Origin of the sequence: Mycobacterium sp. E735 (assembly GCF_001666955.1) — a bacterium.
Lineage (GTDB): Bacteria > Actinomycetota > Actinomycetes > Mycobacteriales > Mycobacteriaceae > Mycobacterium.
Map to the genome: position 1 here is coordinate 55682 of NZ_LZIX01000303.1, position 18715 is coordinate 74396.

General features: G+C 66.2%; 21 protein-coding genes and 1 tRNA gene. 12 read left to right on the forward strand and 10 right to left on the reverse strand.

Annotated elements, in window-relative coordinates:
* The 3 genes from pgm to A5704_RS24960 all read left to right on the forward strand — a co-directional run bounded on the left by pgm (position 1) and on the right by A5704_RS24960 (position 2978).
* Positions 1-1629: a phosphoglucomutase (alpha-D-glucose-1,6-bisphosphate-dependent) gene (gene pgm / locus A5704_RS24950; RefSeq protein WP_067756887.1), complete on the forward strand. Its 1629-nt coding sequence runs from the start codon at positions 1-3 to the stop codon at positions 1627-1629.
* A gap of 71 nt (positions 1630-1700) precedes the next feature.
* Complete coding sequence (locus tag A5704_RS24955) at positions 1701-2852, forward strand: MFS transporter (RefSeq protein WP_369828500.1); 1152 nt, start codon at positions 1701-1703, stop codon at positions 2850-2852.
* A gap of 53 nt (positions 2853-2905) precedes the next feature.
* Positions 2906-2978 (forward strand) — tRNA-Ala (locus tag A5704_RS24960).
* 82 nt (positions 2979-3060) lie between these two features.
* Here A5704_RS24960 and A5704_RS24965 read toward each other — a convergent pair.
* On the reverse strand, positions 3061-3543 hold the full coding sequence (locus A5704_RS24965; RefSeq protein ID WP_067756884.1) for a MarR family winged helix-turn-helix transcriptional regulator: 483 nt from the start codon (positions 3541-3543) through the stop codon (positions 3061-3063).
* A gap of 99 nt (positions 3544-3642) precedes the next feature.
* Here A5704_RS24965 and A5704_RS24970 point away from each other — a divergent pair, with 99 nt between their 5' ends.
* On the forward strand, positions 3643-4266 hold the full coding sequence (locus A5704_RS24970) for an NADPH-dependent F420 reductase (RefSeq protein ID WP_067891653.1): 624 nt from the start codon (positions 3643-3645) through the stop codon (positions 4264-4266).
* An 83-nt stretch (positions 4267-4349) separates the two neighbouring features.
* Positions 4350-5249 carry a TIGR03619 family F420-dependent LLM class oxidoreductase gene (locus A5704_RS24975; protein WP_067783962.1) on the forward strand — a complete coding sequence of 300 codons (900 nt, stop codon included), beginning with the start codon at positions 4350-4352 and terminating at the stop codon, positions 5247-5249.
* A gap of 36 nt (positions 5250-5285) precedes the next feature.
* On the opposite strand, the gene A5704_RS24980 is transcribed toward A5704_RS24975, so the two are convergent.
* On the reverse strand, positions 5286-6089 hold the full coding sequence (locus tag A5704_RS24980) for a DUF1906 domain-containing protein (RefSeq protein WP_067783964.1): 804 nt from the start codon (positions 6087-6089) through the stop codon (positions 5286-5288).
* Positions 6090-6366: 277 nt separating this feature from the next.
* On the opposite strand from A5704_RS24980, the gene A5704_RS24985 reads away from it, so the two are divergent.
* The 3 genes from A5704_RS24985 to A5704_RS24995 are packed head-to-tail and all read left to right on the forward strand — an operon-like array spanning position 6367 to position 8745.
* Complete coding sequence (locus tag A5704_RS24985) at positions 6367-7329, forward strand: metal-dependent hydrolase (protein WP_067756872.1); 963 nt, start codon at positions 6367-6369, stop codon at positions 7327-7329.
* Complete coding sequence (locus A5704_RS24990; RefSeq protein ID WP_067757081.1) at positions 7329-7517, forward strand: ferredoxin; 189 nt, start codon at positions 7329-7331, stop codon at positions 7515-7517. Before A5704_RS24985 ends, A5704_RS24990 begins: the two co-directional genes overlap by 1 nt.
* 4 nt (positions 7518-7521) lie before the next feature.
* On the forward strand, positions 7522-8745 hold the full coding sequence (locus A5704_RS24995) for an NAD(P)/FAD-dependent oxidoreductase (RefSeq protein WP_067756869.1): 1224 nt from the start codon (positions 7522-7524) through the stop codon (positions 8743-8745).
* An 86-nt stretch (positions 8746-8831) separates the two neighbouring features.
* On the opposite strand, the gene A5704_RS25000 is transcribed toward A5704_RS24995, so the two are convergent.
* Positions 8832-9773 carry an NADP-dependent oxidoreductase gene (locus A5704_RS25000; RefSeq protein WP_067891654.1) on the reverse strand — a complete coding sequence of 314 codons (942 nt, stop codon included), beginning with the start codon at positions 9771-9773 and terminating at the stop codon, positions 8832-8834.
* Positions 9774-9911: 138 nt separating this feature from the next.
* On the opposite strand from A5704_RS25000, the gene A5704_RS25005 reads away from it, so the two are divergent.
* Positions 9912-10409, forward strand: coding sequence for a MarR family winged helix-turn-helix transcriptional regulator (locus tag A5704_RS25005; protein WP_067891655.1), 498 nt, complete (start codon positions 9912-9914; stop codon positions 10407-10409).
* A gap of 4 nt (positions 10410-10413) precedes the next feature.
* Here A5704_RS25005 and A5704_RS25010 read toward each other — a convergent pair whose 3' ends face one another.
* The gene (locus A5704_RS25010; protein WP_156675528.1) at positions 10414-10743 is read right to left on the reverse strand and encodes a hypothetical protein; all 330 of its coding nucleotides are present in this window, start codon (positions 10741-10743) and stop codon (positions 10414-10416) included.
* A gap of 225 nt (positions 10744-10968) precedes the next feature.
* Here A5704_RS25010 and A5704_RS25015 point away from each other — a divergent pair, with 225 nt between their 5' ends.
* The 3 genes from A5704_RS25015 to A5704_RS25025 all read left to right on the forward strand — a co-directional run bounded on the left by A5704_RS25015 (position 10969) and on the right by A5704_RS25025 (position 12249).
* Positions 10969-11163 carry a long chain fatty acid-CoA synthetase Faa4p gene (locus A5704_RS25015; RefSeq protein WP_067757078.1) on the forward strand — a complete coding sequence of 65 codons (195 nt, stop codon included), beginning with the start codon at positions 10969-10971 and terminating at the stop codon, positions 11161-11163.
* 85 nt (positions 11164-11248) lie between these two features.
* Entirely contained in the window at positions 11249-11494 is a 246-nt protein-coding gene (locus tag A5704_RS25020) for a hypothetical protein (protein ID WP_067783972.1), read from the forward strand.
* A gap of 14 nt (positions 11495-11508) precedes the next feature.
* Positions 11509-12249 (forward strand): SDR family NAD(P)-dependent oxidoreductase, encoded by a 741-nt coding sequence (locus A5704_RS25025; protein ID WP_067891656.1) that lies wholly within the window; start codon positions 11509-11511, stop codon positions 12247-12249.
* Here A5704_RS25025 and A5704_RS25030 read toward each other — a convergent pair.
* The 6 genes from A5704_RS25030 to A5704_RS25050 form a co-directional block, all read right to left on the reverse strand.
* Positions 12246-15074, reverse strand: a complete 2829-nt coding sequence (locus A5704_RS25030; RefSeq protein ID WP_067891659.1) for an RND family transporter — start codon at positions 15072-15074, stop codon at positions 12246-12248. The genes A5704_RS25025 and A5704_RS25030 overlap by 4 nt on opposite strands.
* Positions 15071-15469 (reverse strand): MmpS family transport accessory protein, encoded by a 399-nt coding sequence (locus tag A5704_RS25035; protein WP_067756848.1) that lies wholly within the window; start codon positions 15467-15469, stop codon positions 15071-15073. The genes A5704_RS25030 and A5704_RS25035 overlap by 4 nt, the downstream gene beginning before the upstream one ends.
* Before the next feature lie 221 nt (positions 15470-15690).
* A complete protein-coding gene (locus tag A5704_RS25040; protein ID WP_067779054.1) occupies positions 15691-16125 on the reverse strand; it encodes a hypothetical protein in 435 nt (144 codons plus the stop codon).
* A 255-nt stretch (positions 16126-16380) separates the two neighbouring features.
* Positions 16381-16866 (reverse strand): MarR family transcriptional regulator, encoded by a 486-nt coding sequence (locus A5704_RS25045; protein ID WP_067756842.1) that lies wholly within the window; start codon positions 16864-16866, stop codon positions 16381-16383.
* A 168-nt stretch (positions 16867-17034) separates the two neighbouring features.
* Positions 17035-17211: a hypothetical protein gene (locus A5704_RS28960; RefSeq protein ID WP_197505015.1), complete on the reverse strand. Its 177-nt coding sequence runs from the start codon at positions 17209-17211 to the stop codon at positions 17035-17037.
* Positions 17212-17232: 21 nt separating this feature from the next.
* On the reverse strand, positions 17233-18684 hold the full coding sequence (locus A5704_RS25050) for a hypothetical protein (protein ID WP_067891661.1): 1452 nt from the start codon (positions 18682-18684) through the stop codon (positions 17233-17235).
* Positions 18685-18715 lie beyond the last annotated feature (31 nt).

Below are 18715 nucleotides of genomic sequence, written 5' to 3' on the forward strand. Positions count from 1 at the left end.
ATGGCCCACCCTCGCGCCGGTCAGCCGGCCCAGCCCGAAGACCTCGTCGACCTGCCGCACCTGGTGACGGCCTACTACTCGGTTCAGCCCGACCCCGACGACGTCGCACAGCAGGTGGTGTTCGGCACGTCGGGCCATCGCGGCTCCGCGCTCAACGGGGCGTTCAATGAGGCCCACATCGTCGCGATCACCCAGGCCATCGTCGAGTACCGCGCCGCACATGGCACCACGGGCCCGCTGTTCATCGGCCGGGACACGCATGGCCTTTCCGAGCCGGCATGGGTCTCGGCGCTGGAGGTGCTGGCCGCCAACGACGTCGTCGCCATGGTGGACTCCCGGGACCGCTACACGCCGACACCGGCGGTCAGCCACGCGATCCTCAACTACAACCGCGGCCGCACCGACGCGCTGGCCGACGGCATCGTCGTGACGCCGTCGCACAACCCGCCTCCCGACGGCGGCTTCAAGTACAACCCGCCCAACGGCGGGCCCGCGGACACCGACGCTACGAACGCAATCGCCAAGCGCGCCAACGAAATTCTCCGCGACGGCGCCCGGGTGAAGCGAGTGCCGTTCGCGCGAGCGCTGGATGCCGTCCAGCGTTATGACTATCTCGGCACCTACGTCGACGACCTGCCGAACGTGGTCGACATCGACGCGATCCGCGCGGCGGGGGTGCGGATCGGTGCGGACCCGCTCGGCGGGGCGAGCGTGGACTACTGGGGCGAGATCGCGCAGCGGCATGGGTTGGACCTGACCGTGGTCAACCCGCTCGTCGACGCGACATGGCGGTTCATGACGCTCGACCACGACGGCAAGATCCGGATGGACTGCAGCTCACCGGACGCGATGGCCTCGTTGATTGCCAACCGCGATAGCTATCAGATCGCCACCGGCAACGACGCGGACTCCGACCGGCATGGCATCGTCACGCCCGACGGTGGGCTGCTCAACCCCAACCACTATCTGGCGGTCGCCATCGATTACCTGTACACCAACCGGCCGTCGTGGCCGGACGGCATCGCCGTCGGCAAGACCGCCGTCAGCTCGTCCATCATCGACCGGGTGGTCGCCGGCATCGGCCGCAAGCTCCTCGAGGTCCCGGTCGGCTTCAAGTGGTTCGTCGACGGCCTGATCGGCGGCACCATCGGGTTCGGCGGCGAGGAATCCGCGGGCGCGTCGTTCCTGCGGCGCGACGGCTCGGTGTGGACCACCGACAAGGACGGCATCATCCTGGCGCTGCTGGCCTCCGAGATCCTGGCCGTCACCGGATTGACCCCGTCGCAGCGCTATCAGGAGCTGACCGCCGAGTACGGGACGCCGTTCTACGCCAGAGTCGACGCGCCTGCCGATCGCGACCAGAAAGCGCGGCTTTCCAAGCTCTCACCCGAGCAGGTGACCGCCACCGAATTGGCCGGCGAGCCGATCACCGCGAAACTCACCACCGCGCCCGGCAACGGCGCGCCGTTGGGCGGATTAAAGGTGACGACCGCCAACGCGTGGTTTGCTGCGCGGCCGTCGGGCACCGAAGACGTCTACAAGATTTATGCCGAGTCTTTCAACGGACCCGAGCATTTGGTGGAGGTGCAGGAAACCGCGCGCGAGGTAGTTAATAAAGTCATTGGGTGACTTGTTCCCTCCGACTTGCCCGCCCGGGGGGACGCGGCTCTTCTTCTGCGCGGCTTCCGCGCGAAGTCTGGATCCTCAGCTGGGCCAACATCATGGTGGCACTGGGCTACGGCGTCATTTCGCCGGCAATGCCCGCCTTCGCCCGCACCTTCGGGGTCAGCATCGAGGCGGTGACTTTCTTGGTCACCGTCTTCTCGTTGACCCGACTGTGTTTCGCACCGATAAGCGGACTGTTGGCGCAACGGTTGGGTGAACGGCGGATCTACATCGGTGGTTTGCTGATCGTGGGGTTGGCCACTGCCGCGTGCGCGTTCTCGCGGGCGTACTGGCAACTCCTGTTTTTTCGCGCCCTCAGCGGCTTGGGTTCGACGCTGTTTTACGTCGCGGCCTTGGGGTTGATGATCCACATCAGCCCGCCCGACGCCCGCGGGCGAATCGCGGGCATTTTTACCAGTTCGTTCATGATCGGCGCGGTCGGTGGGCCGGCGGTCGGCGCCCTGGCGGCGGGCTGGGGGCTGACGGCTCCCTTCATCGTCTACGGTGCCGCAATGCTGGTGGTGGCCGTGGTGCTGTTCTATGGCTTGCGAAATTCGACGCTGGCCGCACCTTTGCCGCCGACACGATCGACGGTGACGATCCGAGAAGCGTTGGGGTTCCGCGCGTATCGGTCGGCGCTGTTGTCCAATTTTGCGATGGGCTGGTCGGCTTTTGGGCTGCGCGTCGCGCTGGTCCCGCTGTTCATTTCCGACGTCATGGGCCGCAGCGTCGGGGTCATCGGCTTGGTGCTGGCGGCGTTCGCGGCCGGCAATGCGGTGGCCGTCATTCCCAGTGGCTACTTGTCCGACCGGATGGGGCGGCGCACGTTGTTGATTGTCGGTCTGGCGGCGTCCGGTGCGGCCACCGCCGGGCTGGGCGTCGTGACGTCGCTGCCCGCGTTCATGGTCGTGGGGTTTGTGTCCGGCGTGACGACGGGGATCTTCATGTCTCCTATGCAGGCCGCCGTCGCCGACATCCTCGGCAGGGAGGCTCGCGCGGGCACGCCGGTGGCCGCGGTGCAGATGGCGTCGGATCTGGGCGCGATCGTCGGCTCGATAGCGGTCGGCTGGGTCGCCGAGCGGCTGAGCTACGGCTGGGCGTTCGCGATCAGTGGGGTTGTTCTGTTGGTCGCCGCCGTCGCCTGGGTGCCGGCGCCCGAGACGCGGACGGCGCTCGAGCCCGCCTGACCGGCAGCTTTGAAGGTCGGTAGCCAGTGGTGTAGCTTCGATTGGCACGACTTGGGGCTATGGCGCAGCTGGTAGCGCACCACACTGGCAGTGTGGGGGTCAGGGGTTCGAGTCCCCTTAGCTCCACAGATATTCACGGGTCCGCGATTCGTCGCGGGAGGTTCGACCACCGCGTTACGTGCCCGGCATCACCTCAGGGCTGACGAGGCTATGCGGGCTCGTCGTCGGCCGCGGAGTCTTCGTCTTTGGCCAAGTGGCGCAGGACCCGTTCGTTCAGGGCGGCGAGCATCTCGAGCTCGGCCGGGGTAAGCAGGTCGATGAAGTTCCGGCGGACGTCCTCCACGTGCCCGGGCGCCGCCTTCTCGATGGCGGCGCGGCCGGCAGGCAGCAGGCAGACCATGGTGCTGCGGGCGTCGTCGGGGTTGGGCTCGCGACAGATCAGCCCGTCCTTCTGCATGCGCCGCACCTGATGTGAGACACGGCTCTTCTCCCAACCCAGTGCATTGCACAGGTCGCGGGCGGGCATGCGGTCCCCGTCGTGGCCGGAAAGCACCGCCAGGATCTCGTAGTCGGCCCCGGACAGTCCCGATTTCTGCAGGCCCCGGTTCAGGTGCACGTCGAGCTGATGGTGCGCGTGCTGGAAGGCCCGCCAGGCGCGGTCTTCCCTAGGGTTCAGCCAGTTCGGTTCCATTGGCCCCCATGCTACCGGTAAGTGGTTGACGTGTCATCAAAATCCCCATAAGGTGGACGCATCAACCATTCCGACCACTAGTTCAGGACAGGACATCTCATGAGCAGCATCAGCATCATCGGGACCGGGAACATGGCTCGTACCATTGGCGCGCTGGCCGTAGCGGGCGGCAACGCCGTCGAGATCATCGGCCGCGATCAGTCCAAGGCCGGCGGGATGGCCAAGAGCCTCGGCGGCAGCGCGACGACGGGGGATTTCGGCGCCGTCCCGGCCGGGGACATCGTCATCGTTTCCGTGTTGTACGCCGATGTCGTTCCGGTCGTCGCCCAGTACGGAGACGCCCTCGCGGGCAAGGTCATCGTCGACATCAGCAACCCCTTCAATGCCGCGGCCGACGGGCTGGCCATCCCCGATGACACCTCGATCGCGCAGGAAGTCGCCAAGACGGCCCCGGCCAGCGCCAGCGTGGTGAAGGCCTTCAACACCATCTTTGGCGCTGTCCTGGCGCAGGGCCGGCCGCTCGACGTCTTCATCGCCGGCGACGACGCGCGGGCCAAGGCGGCCGTGGCGGAGTTCATCAAAAGCCTCGAGCTGCGCCCGCTCGACGTCGGCGGCTTGAACATGGCGCACTGGCTGGAAGGAACGGGCCTGGTCGTGATGGGCCTCGCCCGCCACGGGGTGGGGAATTTCGACTTCGCCCTCGGCGCCACCGTTGCCGGCTGAGCCGCCCGGCCCAGGAGTGAACGAGCAAAGGGCGCCCGCGCCCCCAAAGTAATGGTTGATTTATCACCGAAGGGATTCGAGCGATGAACCTTGGCTTCGCACTTCCCATCGTCGGGCCCGCCGTCCGCGGCGCCGCTGGTCTCGGCGCGTTCTGCCGCGGGCTCGAGGACCTCGGCTACGACACACTGTGGGTCGGCGATCGCCTGGTCACGCCGGTCGACATGCACAGCACCTATCCGGGCAAAGAGCAGCCGTACCCGCCGCAGATGACCCGCTACCTCGACCCGGTGCTGCTCTGGACCGTCGCCGCGACCGCGACCAACAGGGTGCGGCTCAACGCCAGCACGCTCAGCACGTTCTACTACGAGCCGGTGCACCTGGCCCGTCTGCTGACCACGCTCGACGTGCTCAGCGACGGCCGCCTGGACGTTGGCGTGGGAATCGGATGGATGAAGGACGAACACGACATCGCCCGCGGCGCGGACTGGAGCCGGCGCGGGAGGATGCTCGATGACCTGCTGGCGTTCCTGCACGAGTGGTGGACGACCAACCCGGTTTCTTGGGAGAGCGAGTTCTTCTCCCTGCCGCCGGTTCATGCCGACCTGCGCCCGGTCCAGGCCGGCGGTCCGCCCATCTGGATCGGCGGTGCCAGCGAGGCGGCGATGCGCCGGGTCGGCCGCAGCGGCACCGGCTGGCTCGGGGTCGAGGGGCTGCAGGACGAGGTCACCGACCACTTGTGGTCGATTGCGCGCCGGGCGGCAAAGGACGCCGGCCGCGATCCGGACGCGCTGAAGACGGCCATGCGGATCAACCTCGACCCGGGCACGTCAGTTGACTCCGTCACCGACAAGCTCGAGCGCCTCGCCCAGTCCGGTGCCGACGAGGCGATCGTGGATGCCTTCGCATTGTTCCCCACCCTTGACCAGATGCTGGACTTCGCCGGCCAGGTGATCGCCCGGTGGCGTGAGTGTGGGAAAGAGTGACGGCGGTGATAATGGGCGATCAAGCGGGATGCGGCCTCACCGATGCAGGTTCCACTGACCGCAATCCGCGGCGAGGACGTCGTTGACGTCGACCTGGAGGCCCCCGACTTCCGGACCTGGATTCGACGGCGTACTCACCACGCGTTGATAGAGGACGGCGGCAGGGTCGACCTGGCCCCGGGACCAGGCCTTGGTTTGCCAGGCCCAGCGGTGGCCGGGGGTGCGCGAATTGCCGATGACGCCGTCGGCCGCGGCCCACTGGCACACATCGATACCGCCGTAGACGCCGGTGCGCTGCACTCCCAATACCGAATTGATTCCGCGAAACCACTTGAGCGCCAAATTGTTCCAGGTGTCGTGGTTTATGTCTTCGTCGACGCTGAAGAAGATCGGCGCACTCTGACCGCCACCCGCCGCGGTATGCAAATCCCACGCGGTGCGAGCATCGGCAACGCCGCCCTCGAACCCGCGCCTGAAGTCCGACGGTGCCGTCCCGCCCGGCTTGCCGTATTGGTAATTGCTGACGATCATCAGCCCGGCGGCGGTCAGCTGCTCGGCGTAGGGCCGTGTGATCGGCTTGGCGCCCATGGTCGAGCCGGGACGCGATAGCGAAACGTAGTTGATGACGCCGGAGTAGCCGGCGGCCCGAATGTGGTCCGCCGGGATTTGGCGCATGGCGAAGTCGATCAGTCTGGGCGGGACGGCGGCCGCGGCAGGGCGGGCCATACTTGTCGATGCCGCATACAACCCCGGTAGTACCGCCAGGGGAATGGCGTAGCGCAATAAATCGCGCCGGGGAATGGGGCGCGACGGCCGCACATTCGCCGACGAATCCTGCATCGCGTGATGTTAAATTTGTGACTTTTGTCAACATAAGTGGCGCGTACTAGTCGATATCCAATCGGTTTCTGCGCTTCACCGTGTCGAGTCAATGTCGGAAGCGCCGGCGACGAGCGACCCCGTCCTATCTGCGCCGATTACGCGCCGCTCGGGGACATCCGTGCCTCGGTAGGCAACTCTCAGAAACCTCGTACCGCCGGTACGCATAACCGGCGGCAGGCGTGGGTACGCGGCCGAGTGAACGGCTGTTCGCAGACAATCCGGGAGGGAGCTTTCGATGCCCGAGGTCCAACTTCACCACGACGGCCATCCCATGTACCGCCGGATGGTTCGGTTCGACTGGTCGGAGACGCCACTGCACTGGGTGCCCGACGACCCGTTCTCGACACACATGATCAATGTCTTGCACCTCCTGCTGCCCGAGGGCGAGCGCCACTTCATCAAGGCCGTTCTCGAAGCGTCGTCGCTGGTCGACGATCCGGAGTTGGAGGCGGCGATCAAACCGTTCATCCAGCAGGAGTCCTGGCATGCGTGGGCCCACCAGGTGGTGCTCGACCACCTCGCCGAGCAGGGGATCGACACCAAGCCGTATACCGATCGGCTCGGGAGGCTGTTGTCGATGACGCTGGGCGACCCGCCCAAGTGGTTTCCGCCGGCCATGAAGCGGTGGTGGCTCTATCGGCGCCTGGCCGACGTAGCCGCGCTTGAGCACTACACGGCGATGTTGGGCCAGTGGGTGCTGACTAACCGAGGTCTGGACTACGCGAAGGCCGACCCCATGATGCTCGACCTGTTGCGCTGGCACGGGGCCGAGGAGGTCGAGCACCGCGCGCTGGTGTACGACGTCTTCCAGCACGTCAGCGGCAACTACTGGATCAGGGCGTTCTCGATGTTCTTCACCACGCCGCTGTTCATCGCCTGGTGGGTCGCGGGAGCGCGCTACCTGATGGCCCAAGACCCGACCATCGACCAAAAGTGGCGTTGGCGGGATTGGCTATCGGCCGCTCGCGAGTACAAGCTTCCGGGCCCGTGGAAGCTGATGGTGACGACGCCGGTCCGGTATCTGCGGCCCAGCCACCACCCGAACGACGAAGGGTCCACACAGATGGCGATCGACTACCTGGCGTACTCGCCGGTGGCGAAGGCCGCCAAGGAGCGGGCGCGATCCCAAGGGAAGTCGCCGGATCAAACCCAAGGGATCGAGACTTCCGGCAACGGAGCACGAAAGGCGAAGGTGTGATGAAGGTTTCGGTAGATCTTGATACCTGCGACGGCAACGGCGTGTGCATGAGCATCTGCCACGAGGTGTTCGACGTGCGCGAGGACGGTCTGCACGTGCTGCAGGAGGAGGCACCAGAGGCGCTGCGCCAGCAGTTGATTGGCGCCCAGGTGTCGTGTCCCACCCAAGCGATCACGGTGAAGGACTGAAGCGATGCCGGGTCGCCAGCAGAGAAACCTGAAAGAGGTCGTCGTCGTCGGTGCCGGCGTGGCGGGCACCCGCGCGGCAGAGACGCTGCGGCAGGAGGGCTTTGACGGCGCACTCACCATCGTCGGCGCCGAGCGGCACGCCCCGTACCATCGCCCGCCGCTGTCGAAGAAGTTCCTCACCGGCACGGTGCACCGGGCCGGCGTCGACTTGGCGCCGCAATTCGACACCGAAGCGCGCGTCTTGCGTGGCGCATCGGCTCTCAAGCTGGACATGTCCTCGCGCACCATCCACGTGCGCGATGCCGACCAGGAGTTCGGCTTGCCGTTCGACGGGCTGGTGATCGCCAGCGGCGCGGTGCCACGCGAATGGCCGGGCGGCCCGGTTCCCGACGGGGTGCTGATGCTGCGAACGGTCGAGGACTGCCTGGCCATCCGGGATCGGCTGGGTTCGCGACCGCGGGTGGTGGTCGTCGGCGGCGGGTTCATCGGCGCCGAGGTCGCCGCGAGTTGCCGGTCAATGGGGTTGGACGTGGTGCTGGTCGAAAAGGCGGCCAGCCCATTGCTTTCCGCGTTGGGCACGGAGCTGGCGTCGCGCTGGGCCGACCTGCATCGCCAACATGGCGTGGATCTGCGGGTGGGCGTGGGCGTCGACGGATTCGTGGGCAACGGCCGGGTAGAAGGTGTTCGCCTCACCGACGGCTCGCAGGTTCCGGCCGATCTCGTCATCGTCGGACTCGGGGTCACCCCCGCCACCGAATGGCTGGACGGCTCCGGCTTGCGTGTCGACGACGGCGTGATCTGCGACGCCTGCGGTGTCGCGGAGGGCGGCACCGCGGACGTCCCGGTTGTCGCGGCCGGCGACGTCGCGCGCTGGTGGCACCCGCTGTACGAGCGGCACCTGCGTACCGAGCACTGGGACGACGCGGGCCGTCAGGGTGCGGCCGCCGCCCGGGCCCTGATGGCGGGGCCGCGGGGCGCGGAGCCCTACGACGAGGTGCCGTACTTCTGGTCGGATCAATACGACGTCAAGCTGCAGATGCTGGGCGTGCCAACCGACTACGACTCCGTCGAGATCGTCGAAGGCGATCCGGGCGCCTGGGAGTTCGTCGCGGCGTACGGGCGCGGTGGTCGTACCATCGCCGCGCTCGGGACGATGCCGGGCCGGGTGTCCGCCTACCGCGAAGCCATCGAGACGCAAGCCGCGTTTCCACCGAGCCGGGCGGCATAGCAAGACGGACGATAGCGCCCAGACTCAAGGCGTGTCCCGCCGGCGGATTGCCGGCGGGACACGCCTTCAACTGAATCGACCGAATCTCATTGGCCGGGAATCAGAATCGTCTTCCCGGGCAGCCGATTGGCGTCGGAGTCATCGTGCACGGCGGCAGCGTCGGTCAGCGGTCGGCGGTCGGCGACGTCGATCACCAGGTTTCCGGCGTCGACCAGGTTGACGAGTTCGGCCAGCTGCGCGGCGTCGCTGCGGACGAACACCCGCTGCGCGCGCACCCGCCTAGCCGCGTCCTCCTCGCCGGACGTCATGGTGCCCAGGTAAAACCCGCCGTCGGCGACCAGGCCGACCAGGGCCGCAGTCTGCTCCGGTGCGGTGCTGACCAGGTTCAGCACCACGTCGAACGGCTGCCCGGCGACGTGCGGCGGGGTGTTCGCGTAGTCGATGTAGTCGATGATCCGGTCGGCCCCGTGGTGGCGCAGCCGGGAAGCGCTGCGCGTGGACGCGGTCGCGGTGACGACGGCTCCGACCTGCTTGGCGAGCTGGACCGCGTAGCCGCCGACCGCTCCGCCCGCGCCGTTGATCAAAATGGACTGCCCGGACCTGAGTTCGGCGATCTCGGACAACGCCTGCCATGCCGTCAGTCCGACCGTCGGCAGCGCCGCGGCATCGGCGAGCGGCACCGACTTTGGCGCTGCGGTCAGCACCGCGGCCGGGGCGAGCGCGTACTCTGCGGCGGCGCCGGGGGCGTCCAAAGGCAGCAACCCGACGACGGCGTCACCAACGTTCCACCCCGTCACCCCGTCACCGAGCTCGGCGACGGTTCCGGCGACGTCGATGCCCGGCGTGTGGGGGAAGGAGATCGCGTATACCTCGGACAGGTAGCCGCCCCGGATCCCGGCGTCGACCGGGTTGAACGAGGTTGCGGCCACCTTCACCAGCACTTCGCCGGGGCCGGGCACCGGCCGCCGAACCTCTTCGTACCGCAGAACGTCACTGCCGCCGTAACGGTGGTACTGCACAGCCTTCATGGTCTTCTCCGTTTCACCTAGGTGCTTCGATCTCGAAGCAGTTGCACTACGCATAACTTGCTTCGAGATCGAAGCGATTCCGGAGTTCCGGGTGACGATCACCACATTGCTTCGAGCTCGAAGCATTACGATCAAGGCATGGCACAAGCCCTCAAGCCTCAGCAGATGCGCGCCTACTTCGCCCTGATGGAGGCGGTCAGCCTGCTGCAGTACGCCGTGCAGCGACAGCTACGGACCGAGGGCGACCTCAGCTACGTGCAGTTCGAGATTTTGGCGAAGCTTGCCGACGCCCAGCGCCGGTTGACCATGACCGAACTGGCCGACGGCGTGGTCTACAGCCGCAGCGGCCTCACCCATCAGGCGGGTCTGCTGGAACAGGCGGGCCTCATCGCCCGCGAAGCCAGCGTCGACGACCAGCGCGCCACGGTCGTCGGCATCACCGAAGCGGGCCATGCGCGGCTTGCCAAAGTGCTGCCGGGCCACATCGAGGTTGTCCGCGACCTGCTGTTCGATGCGCTTTCCGGCGAGGACGTGCGGGCGCTCGGCGACATCATGGGTCGCGCCCGCGATCACATGCGGGCCCGACCCGCGCGCTCGGCCGCTTCGCGCACACGCCGCGCCACGGCAGCGCAATGAGGTGTCAACCCACTTTCGTCCACGGCGTGCAGCCGTGCGTGATGAACTTCGCCACCGCGGGAGCCGAGAGATTCGCCGTGACCGGGGTCGTTTGAATCCCGCTGTCGGAGTTGATCAGTCTCCCGTCGCGGGTCCACGTGGTGAAGACGCAGGCCGCTCGGTAGTCGCCCGGTTCGGCGTGGGCGACGTAGGTGCCGTAGGGGAGTTGGGCGGGCACCGCGTAGGAGCCGGGTCCGTATCCGCCATCCGCGCACGCCACCGGGGCGGCAGGACAGCCGATGGCCAACGCGGACAGCAAACTCGCCGCGAACGCGGGCGCGTGGACCAGTCGCATGAACACAAACATTAAGTCCCGGCGACGACTTGGTGGAGAGTGCGCATCAGGTGCATGCCAGTTTGACTGGCCGATTAGGTTTTCGTCTGAATGCGCATTACTCTTGCCCGCGGTTCTGATTGCGACTCTCCGAAAGCAGCCATGCCCATTCAGCCCACCCTGCTGCGCCGACAATCGCTGCGCAGCACCCGCTCGTCGCGGGTCGTGCCTCGCGTGAAATGCCCCATGGTCGGCCAGTGCTTCGATATCGAGATCACTCGCGATGCCGACGGATGGATGATCCGCGTTCCCGAGATCGGCAGGGTCACTCGCACCGTCCGCCGGGACATGGTGGAGCCGGCCGCACGCGAATGCATCGCCACCTGGACCGGCATCCCCATCGGGTATGTCGCCGTGTATGTCGTGAGCGAGAACGTCTGACACCCACGCCTTCGGGCCCGCTTAGTGGCCAAGGTGTGTCTCGCGCGTGACCTCGGCGCGACGATGACGCGAAACGCTCATCATCATGACGATGCTGGCGGCCGTCGCGGCCCTGGCGATGGCAATGGGCGTCGGCTATTACTTCGGCCGGCGCGCGGAACCGGCGCGGCCAAGCTGGAAGAGGCGCACGAGCCGGGTAGCCCTCGGGCGCCTCGCGATCAGCCTGCTCGTCTTGTTGACCGCTCGCCGCGCCATGACCATGTGGGGACCGAGGTTCGTTGCCCCGCTGGGGCTGCTGCGCGGTAGCGTTGCGCGGATCCGTTCTTACTGACCGCGAGGACAGACATGTCAGCACTGCAGGGCAAGGTCGCCTTGGTGACCGGGGCGTCGTCGGGCCTCGGCGCTGAGACGGCCCGGCTGTTCTCCCGCCAGGGCGCAACGGTTTTCGGCATCGGCCGGGACACTGGCCGGTTGGCCGAGGTGTTCGCAGACGTCCAAGGTGGTTGTTACGCATCGGTGGACGTCGCTTCCGCGCAGGCCTGCCGCGACGCGGTGGAGCAGTGCGTGCGCGAGCTGGGTGGTCTCGACGTGCTGGTCAACGTCGCCGGCCGACACCAGATGCGGCGCACCGAGTCGATGACCGACGACGACTGGGCGGAGGACCTCGCGGTCAACCTGAACGGTCCGTTCTACCTGTGCCGGGCCGCGTTGCCGCACCTACTGGAGCGCGGCGGCAACATCGTCAACGTCGGCTCCATCGCCGGCGTCGAGGGCCAGGCGTACTCGGCCGGCTATTGCGCCGCCAAGCACGGGCTGGTCGGCCTCACCCGCGCCCTGGCGGTGGAGTACACCGCGGATCGCTTGCGCGTCAACGCGATATGCCCGGGCGGCATGCTCACCCCGCAGCTCGAACACTTCAGCGCGCCGGAGAACCCGAACTACGACCTGATCATGCGCACCGCTTCCCCGCGCGGCATGATGCAGCCCGTCGACGTGGCGAGCGTCATCGCCTTCCTGGCGAGCGACGCCGCGGCCGCCGTCCACGGTGTCGTTTATCGCGTCGACAACGGCAAGGGCGCCGGCTAGCGCGCCGCCGCCGGGCGGGTGCGCACCAAAGTCGGCCACCAGAACCACGGCCCGAGGATTCGCAGGATGCTCGGCACGACGAACGAACGTACGATCAGCGTGTCGAGCAGCAGGCCGATGCACACGGTCGAGCCCACCTGACCGATGGTGCGCAGGTCGCTGGTGAGCATCGCGAGCATGGTGAAGGCGAACACCAAACCGGCGGACGTCACGACGCCGCCGGTGCTGCCGAGGGCCCGGATGAGACCAGTGTGAATTCCGCCGTGCAACTCCTCTTTCACCCTGTTGATCAGCAGCAGGTTGTAGTCCGACCCGACGGCCACCAGGATGATGAACGTCAACGGCAGGACCAGCCAGTGCAGATGTAGGCCGATGAGGTGTTGCCAGACCAGGATGGAAAGCCCGAACGCGCCGGCATAGGAGAACGCCACGGTGCCGGGAATCACGAACGCCGCCACCAGACTTCGCGTGATGAACATCATGATCAAGAAGATCAGCACGAAGGCTGCGATGGCCGCGATCATGAGGTCGGACATCGCGTATTCCTTGATGTCCTTATCGTTGGATCCCGAACCGCCGATGTAGATCCGCGCGCCCGCCAGCGAGGTCTCCTTCAGGATCGTTTTGATCGCGTCGGGGAACTGTTCGACGTGCTCGACCCCTTCGGGGCCCATCGCGTCGCCCTCGTGGGTGACGATGAAACGGGCCGCCTTGCCGTCCGGCGACATCATCAGCTTCATGCCGGTCTTGACGTCCTCGTTGTCGAATCCCTCGTGCGGGATATAGAAGAAGTCGTCGCTGCGGGACTTGTCGAAGTCGTTCCCGACGTTGATCAGATCATCGAAAGTCTGCTCCGTTTGCACGGTTTGCAGATCGGCGGATCCGTAGCTGTTGACCAATTTCGACTGCAGTGCCTCGGTATCGTCGGCGGTGGCTTTCAGTTGGGCGATGATCTGCGGGAACGTCTTGTCCACCTCCTGCAGGGACACCTTCGCATCCGCGATGTCGTCGGCCAGCTTGTCGATCTGATCGATGGTCTCGAACAGCGAACGGAACGTCCAGCAGATGGGAATGTCGAAACAGTGTCTCTCCCAATAGAAGTAGCTCTTGATCGGGCGGAAGAAGTCGTCGACGTTGGAGACCTCGTCGCGGATGTCGTCGCTGACCCGTTGTAGGTCCTCGACGGTCAGGACCGTCTGGTGCAGTTCGTCGGACACCTTCTGGAAGAAGCCGATCTCCTTGCGCAACACCTCGACCGAGTGCGCCTGGATGTCGGCCTGCGCGTCGGTGTTGGAGTTCTGCTCCCGGTTGAACGGGAGCTGTTGTCCGTTGCCGCTGCCCTGCGTGGTGAACAGGTAGGGGATGCTGGCGTGCTCGAGCGCGCGGCCCAACGGCCGCGTCATGCCTTGCACCATCGCCACACCGTGCAGGCGGATCAGGGCTCTGGCGACGCGGTCCAGCGAGATGAAGTCGGCCGAGTTGCGCATATCGTGATCGGTTTCGACCATCAGCATCTCGGAGAACAGCTTGCTCTTCGGGAAGTGCCGGTCGGCCGCCTGGAAGCCCAAATTGGCTGGCGCACTGGCCGGCTGGTACTGCCTGTCGTCGTAGTTCTGCCGGTAGGTGGGAACGAAGATCGCCCCGATCATGACGACGGCGGTACTGGCCACCAGGATCGGGACCGGCCAGCGCACCACGCTCGCGCCGATGCGCCGATAGAGGCGACCATGGGTGGGGGTTCTCGGGTCGAACATCCCGAAAAGGCTGCCGACGGTCAGTGCCGCCGGTCCCAGCGTCATCGCCGCGGCGATGGTGAACAGCATGGTGATCGCGACGGCCGGCCCCATGGTGTGGAAGTAGTTCAGGCGCGCGAACGTCAAGCAGTAACACGCGCCGGCAATCGTCAGGCCGGAGCCGATGATGATGGGCGCGACGCCCTTGTACGCGATGTAGAAACTGTCCTCGCGGCTTTCGCCCGCCTGCCGAGCCTCGTGATATCGGCCCATCAGGAAGATGCCGTAATCCGTTCCGGCTCCCAGCGTCAGCGCGATCACGATGTTCACGGCGAACGAGGACAGTTCGATGTATCCGTAATGCCCGAGCGTCGAGACGACGCCCTTGGCGACGAGCATCTCGATGAGCACCCCGAGCAGGGGCACCAAAAGGGTGGACGGGGTGCGGTATACCAGCAGCAGCATCACGACGATGAGGATGATCGTGACGATCGTGACGTTGTTCAGGCTGGCGTTGGCGATGGCGAGCGTGTCGGAGGCCAACGGAGCCGCGCCGCTGACGTAGACCTTCAGGCCGGGCGGGGGCGGGTCTTTTTTGATGATGTCGCGGACGGCGTCCACGGACTGGTTGGCCTGGATCTGCCCGATGTCACCGGCGAGACGCAGGAGCACGTAGGTGCATTTGCCGTCCACGCTCTGCGCCCCCGCCGCGGTGAATGGCTTGCCCCACAGGTCCATTACGTACTGCACATGCCGGGTGTCGTGCTGGAGGCGGCGCATCAGGTCGTCGTAGTACCGGTGGTCGGCGTCTCCCAGCGGTCGGTTCGCCTCGAACACGACCATGGTCAAGTTGGTCGAGTTGGATTCGTGGAACTTCTCACCGATGTGCAGCAGCGCCCGCTGCGAGGGCGCGTAATGCGGGACCATGGGGCCCGCAAGCTCTTCCGCGACCCGCTCCACCTGGGGCATGAAAGTGTTCGTGGTGACCGCGAGAAGACCCCAGAAGAAGATGATCGGGATCGCGAAAGTCCGCACCATCCTGGGGATGAACGGGCGTTTGGGCCGCGTCTCGTCGAGGCGATGCTCGGTCATGCCGATTTCACCCTGCACTCGACGTCGGCGTCCGGATGGTCGTCCGACTGCTCGTCGCGGACCACACCATCCACCAGCATCCGGCAACTCACCTGACCACTGCGAACGTGAACCGAGATGCTTCCGGACGCCACCGAGAGCGTCGTGGTCTCCGTGTGCGACCACGGCAGGGCGGTGAAATCAACCTGGTGCGGATGACCGTCGATGTCGATGTAGACGAGCCTCCCCCCATTGCCGGCGTTGCCGAACACCTCGTAGGTGATCCGTTTGAGATTGAACTGCTCGGGTGCCTGTGGACCGTTGACGGTGATGACCGGCTCCGGTTCGGAGAACTGGTGCACCTTGTACATGCACAGCAGACCCACCCCGACCGCGATGACGGTGACCAACGGCATCCAGCCTCGTTGCAAGACAGTCCTGCCGACTGAACGACGGCTCACTCCATCACCTTTCGCGACCTCGTCCTACCCACCGCGTTCTCGCGTCCCCGCCCGTGGACCGCGGGACGGCCGCATATCAATCTGGTTGACATATGGCGATAAAGAGATTACTACCTGCGGCACGGAACGCGAACTCGAGAGGTTGTGACTGACGCCTGCAAACGGGCCTGCGGCCCTCATGACGCGACGGATGCCGTGCGCAGACGCCTTTTCAGCCGGGCGCTGCTGAGCAGGCGAAGCGCGAGGTTCGATGAGGTGAGCATGGGTATCACCCCGAGGAATGTCCGCTCGGACGGAGTCGCCCCGTGCAGGTGGTAGAGGCTGCCGAACACGTAAAAGCAACCGAGCATGAACAACGCACCGGGGATGCACAGCGCCATGACCGAGGCGCGGTCGGACACGACCTGACGCGCATAATCCAGCTCTTCGGGCGACATCGGTTGCCGCTTGCGCAACTTGCGGACCACTTCTTTCGCGCTGCCGATTTCCTCGGCGATCGGCGGGGGCCTGCGCCGCTCCAGGCGTCGAACGTAGACGGCCGCGACGGAGGCCAGGGTGACGGCCAGTGCGAGGGAAACGACGGTGAGTAGTCCAAACAAGCCCAGAGTCACTGCTCCGCTCCTTCGTGTGCCCGGGTATGTGAGCCGATGCCATCATGGGCCGCCGCGGCCGCCGCGTCGATCCTCGCGGCGAAGGCTGCCGGCGGGGCGTCGCTTCCCACGCTCATTTTCATATCATGTGGATGATGCAGCCCGTCAAGCGGAACGCGGGCCGAGCGGGCTATCACTTGCCGGTTTCGCCGAGCAAAGGCCGCGGGTCACCCAATCTTTACATAGTGGGCATTATGCAGATTGGTGGCTGCGCGCTCACTTTGCCGCATCGGCGGGGTGCGGTGCCTCGGAGGCCGCGATGTCGAGTAGTTGACGCAGGATTGGCATGGCGACCTGCGCGGCCAGCCACAACGTCAGCGCATCCTCGGTGGAAAGCCCGGTCAGCAGCGCGGCCAGACGCTCCCTGCGGCGGTCCGTGCGCAGGTCCCAGAGCTCCCGGCCCGCGTCGCTGATGGCGACCAGGGCTGCCCGGCCATCCTCGGGATCGCTCAGCCGCTCGAGCAGTCCTTGGCGTTCCATCCGCTGGACCAGCTGGGTCATCGCCGGTTGGCTCGTGTCCTCGGCCGCGGCGAGAGCCGTCAGCCGCATGGGACCCTCCCGGTTGACCCTGTTGAGCACCAGCGTCGCGCTTGCGCTCAATTCCTTGCGGTTGGACAGCAAATACCGCCAGGTCAGATCGGTGCCCGTGTCGATCATCTCGGCGACGGCCTTGGCCATGTCGGCGACCGGTTGTCTTGCCATAATCGCCCGAATGTATCACCCATCGGATGCAGATCGGCCCAAAGCAAATTCGCATCCACAGCAAACCGCACGGATTACGCGTCGGCAGAGGCGAATCCCGCTGGCCAAGGCGGCCTTGGGTGAGCGTGATGCATCACACGGAAAATGCTTTGCGCACGCCGCGTCAGATCACCGCTTCCGGGCGTTGACGACGTCGCGGATGATCAGCCCCACCACGACGGCCAGGCCGACGGGCACCAGAACCCGGAAGACGGCCGAGGCGTGCGAGTAGAGCAACGCGTACGCGATCACCCCGATCACCACCATGGCGAGCAGGATGCCCCGGTTGATCCCGTCCGTGCTCATCCGCAAGACCTTACTTCTCGGTCAGAATCCGAAGTCGCCGCCACCGGAATCCGAGCTGCCGCCGCCGAAATCGGAGCCGCCGCCCGAGTCCCATCCGCCGCCCGAGTCCCATCCGCCGCCGAAATCCACGTCTCCGCCGCCGGAGTACGAGCTGTCGTTGCCGCCGAACCCGGAGTCGTAACCGCCTCCGAACCCGACGTCGCCTTGCTGGCTGTCGTAGCCGGCGCTTTGCCCGCCGTCGTAGTTCGCGTCCGCATACGCAGAGTCCCGGCCGGCCTCGAAGCCGCGGTCGTACCCGCCGCCCCAATGGTCGTCCAGCAGCGCATCCATCAACAGCACGTCGGTGAGAGCCCAACCCCAACCCGGACCCCAGAACGCGTACGGGTAATAACCCGGGTAGAAGAACATCCCGTTGTAGTAACCGCCGCCGTAGTAGTGCGGATAACCGGGCTGCGGGGTGGCGCTGTAGTTGTTGTTGTTGATCGTCACGTAATCGCCGGTATCGGGATTCCTCGTCCGCACCGAGGCCTGCTTCCGGTCGCCCGCCGGCACCGAGGAGACGTCGGCGACGTTAGGCGCGGCCCGGCCCGGGTACAGCTTCTGGTTGGCTTTGGCCACCGTCGACTCCACCACCCTCAGGTGCGCGCGTGCCGCGCCATAGTCACCCTTTTCGTAGGCCTGCCGCGCGTCGTAGAGGCTCGCATTGGCCTTCGTCTGCTCGGCGCTGACGTCCGTGTCGCTGTTGGTGAGTACCGCATTGTCGAGGTCGCTGACATCCGAGGTGACGGTGATCAACTCCTGCTTGATCTGTTCCTTGGTGTCGGTGTCCTTGCGGCGCTTGCGGTTCCGGTTCACCGCGAACCAGATCAGGCCGATCACGGCGACACCGATGGCGATGATCGCCAGCGCGGTCCACAGCGCGGATCCCTGGTTGTGGTTCTTCTGCACCGCGGGTGAGGTCACCGCCGGTGCGCCGGAGGACGCAGCCACCGTCGACATCTTGCTGACGAATTCACTGCTCGCGCCGTACGGGTCGTTTCGGTGGTCCCTGGCGGACTGGCTCATGACCGGATCGACGCTGTCCGCGATCGCCCTGGGCACGTTGTAGGCGCGCACGTGGTAGCCCCTGGAGTCGATGACCAGAATGATCCCGCTGAATCCGGGATCGCGCCCGAGGATGACGTTGTGAATGGCATCCGGGGTGGTCACGCCGGTCTGGTTGGACGCCACCGCCGCCACCCAGATCGGCGGTCGCGGAGCCCACGCCCACCGGGTGCTCAGGATTTGGTCGTTCAGCCGATCCGGGCTCTGCAACGGCGGATTCGCCCCCGGGTCGGCCAACACGTGGGTCTGCGCGCTGAACTTGTCCACCAGCTGGTTTGTGTAGGTGTCGGCCGAGGCCGACGGCGCCAGCAGCATCGCCAGCGCCACCGTCAACGGGGCCAGCACAAGCCCTCGGAATCGTAGGGTCACTTTCCTCCTGCCGGGTGTCGATGACTCGATC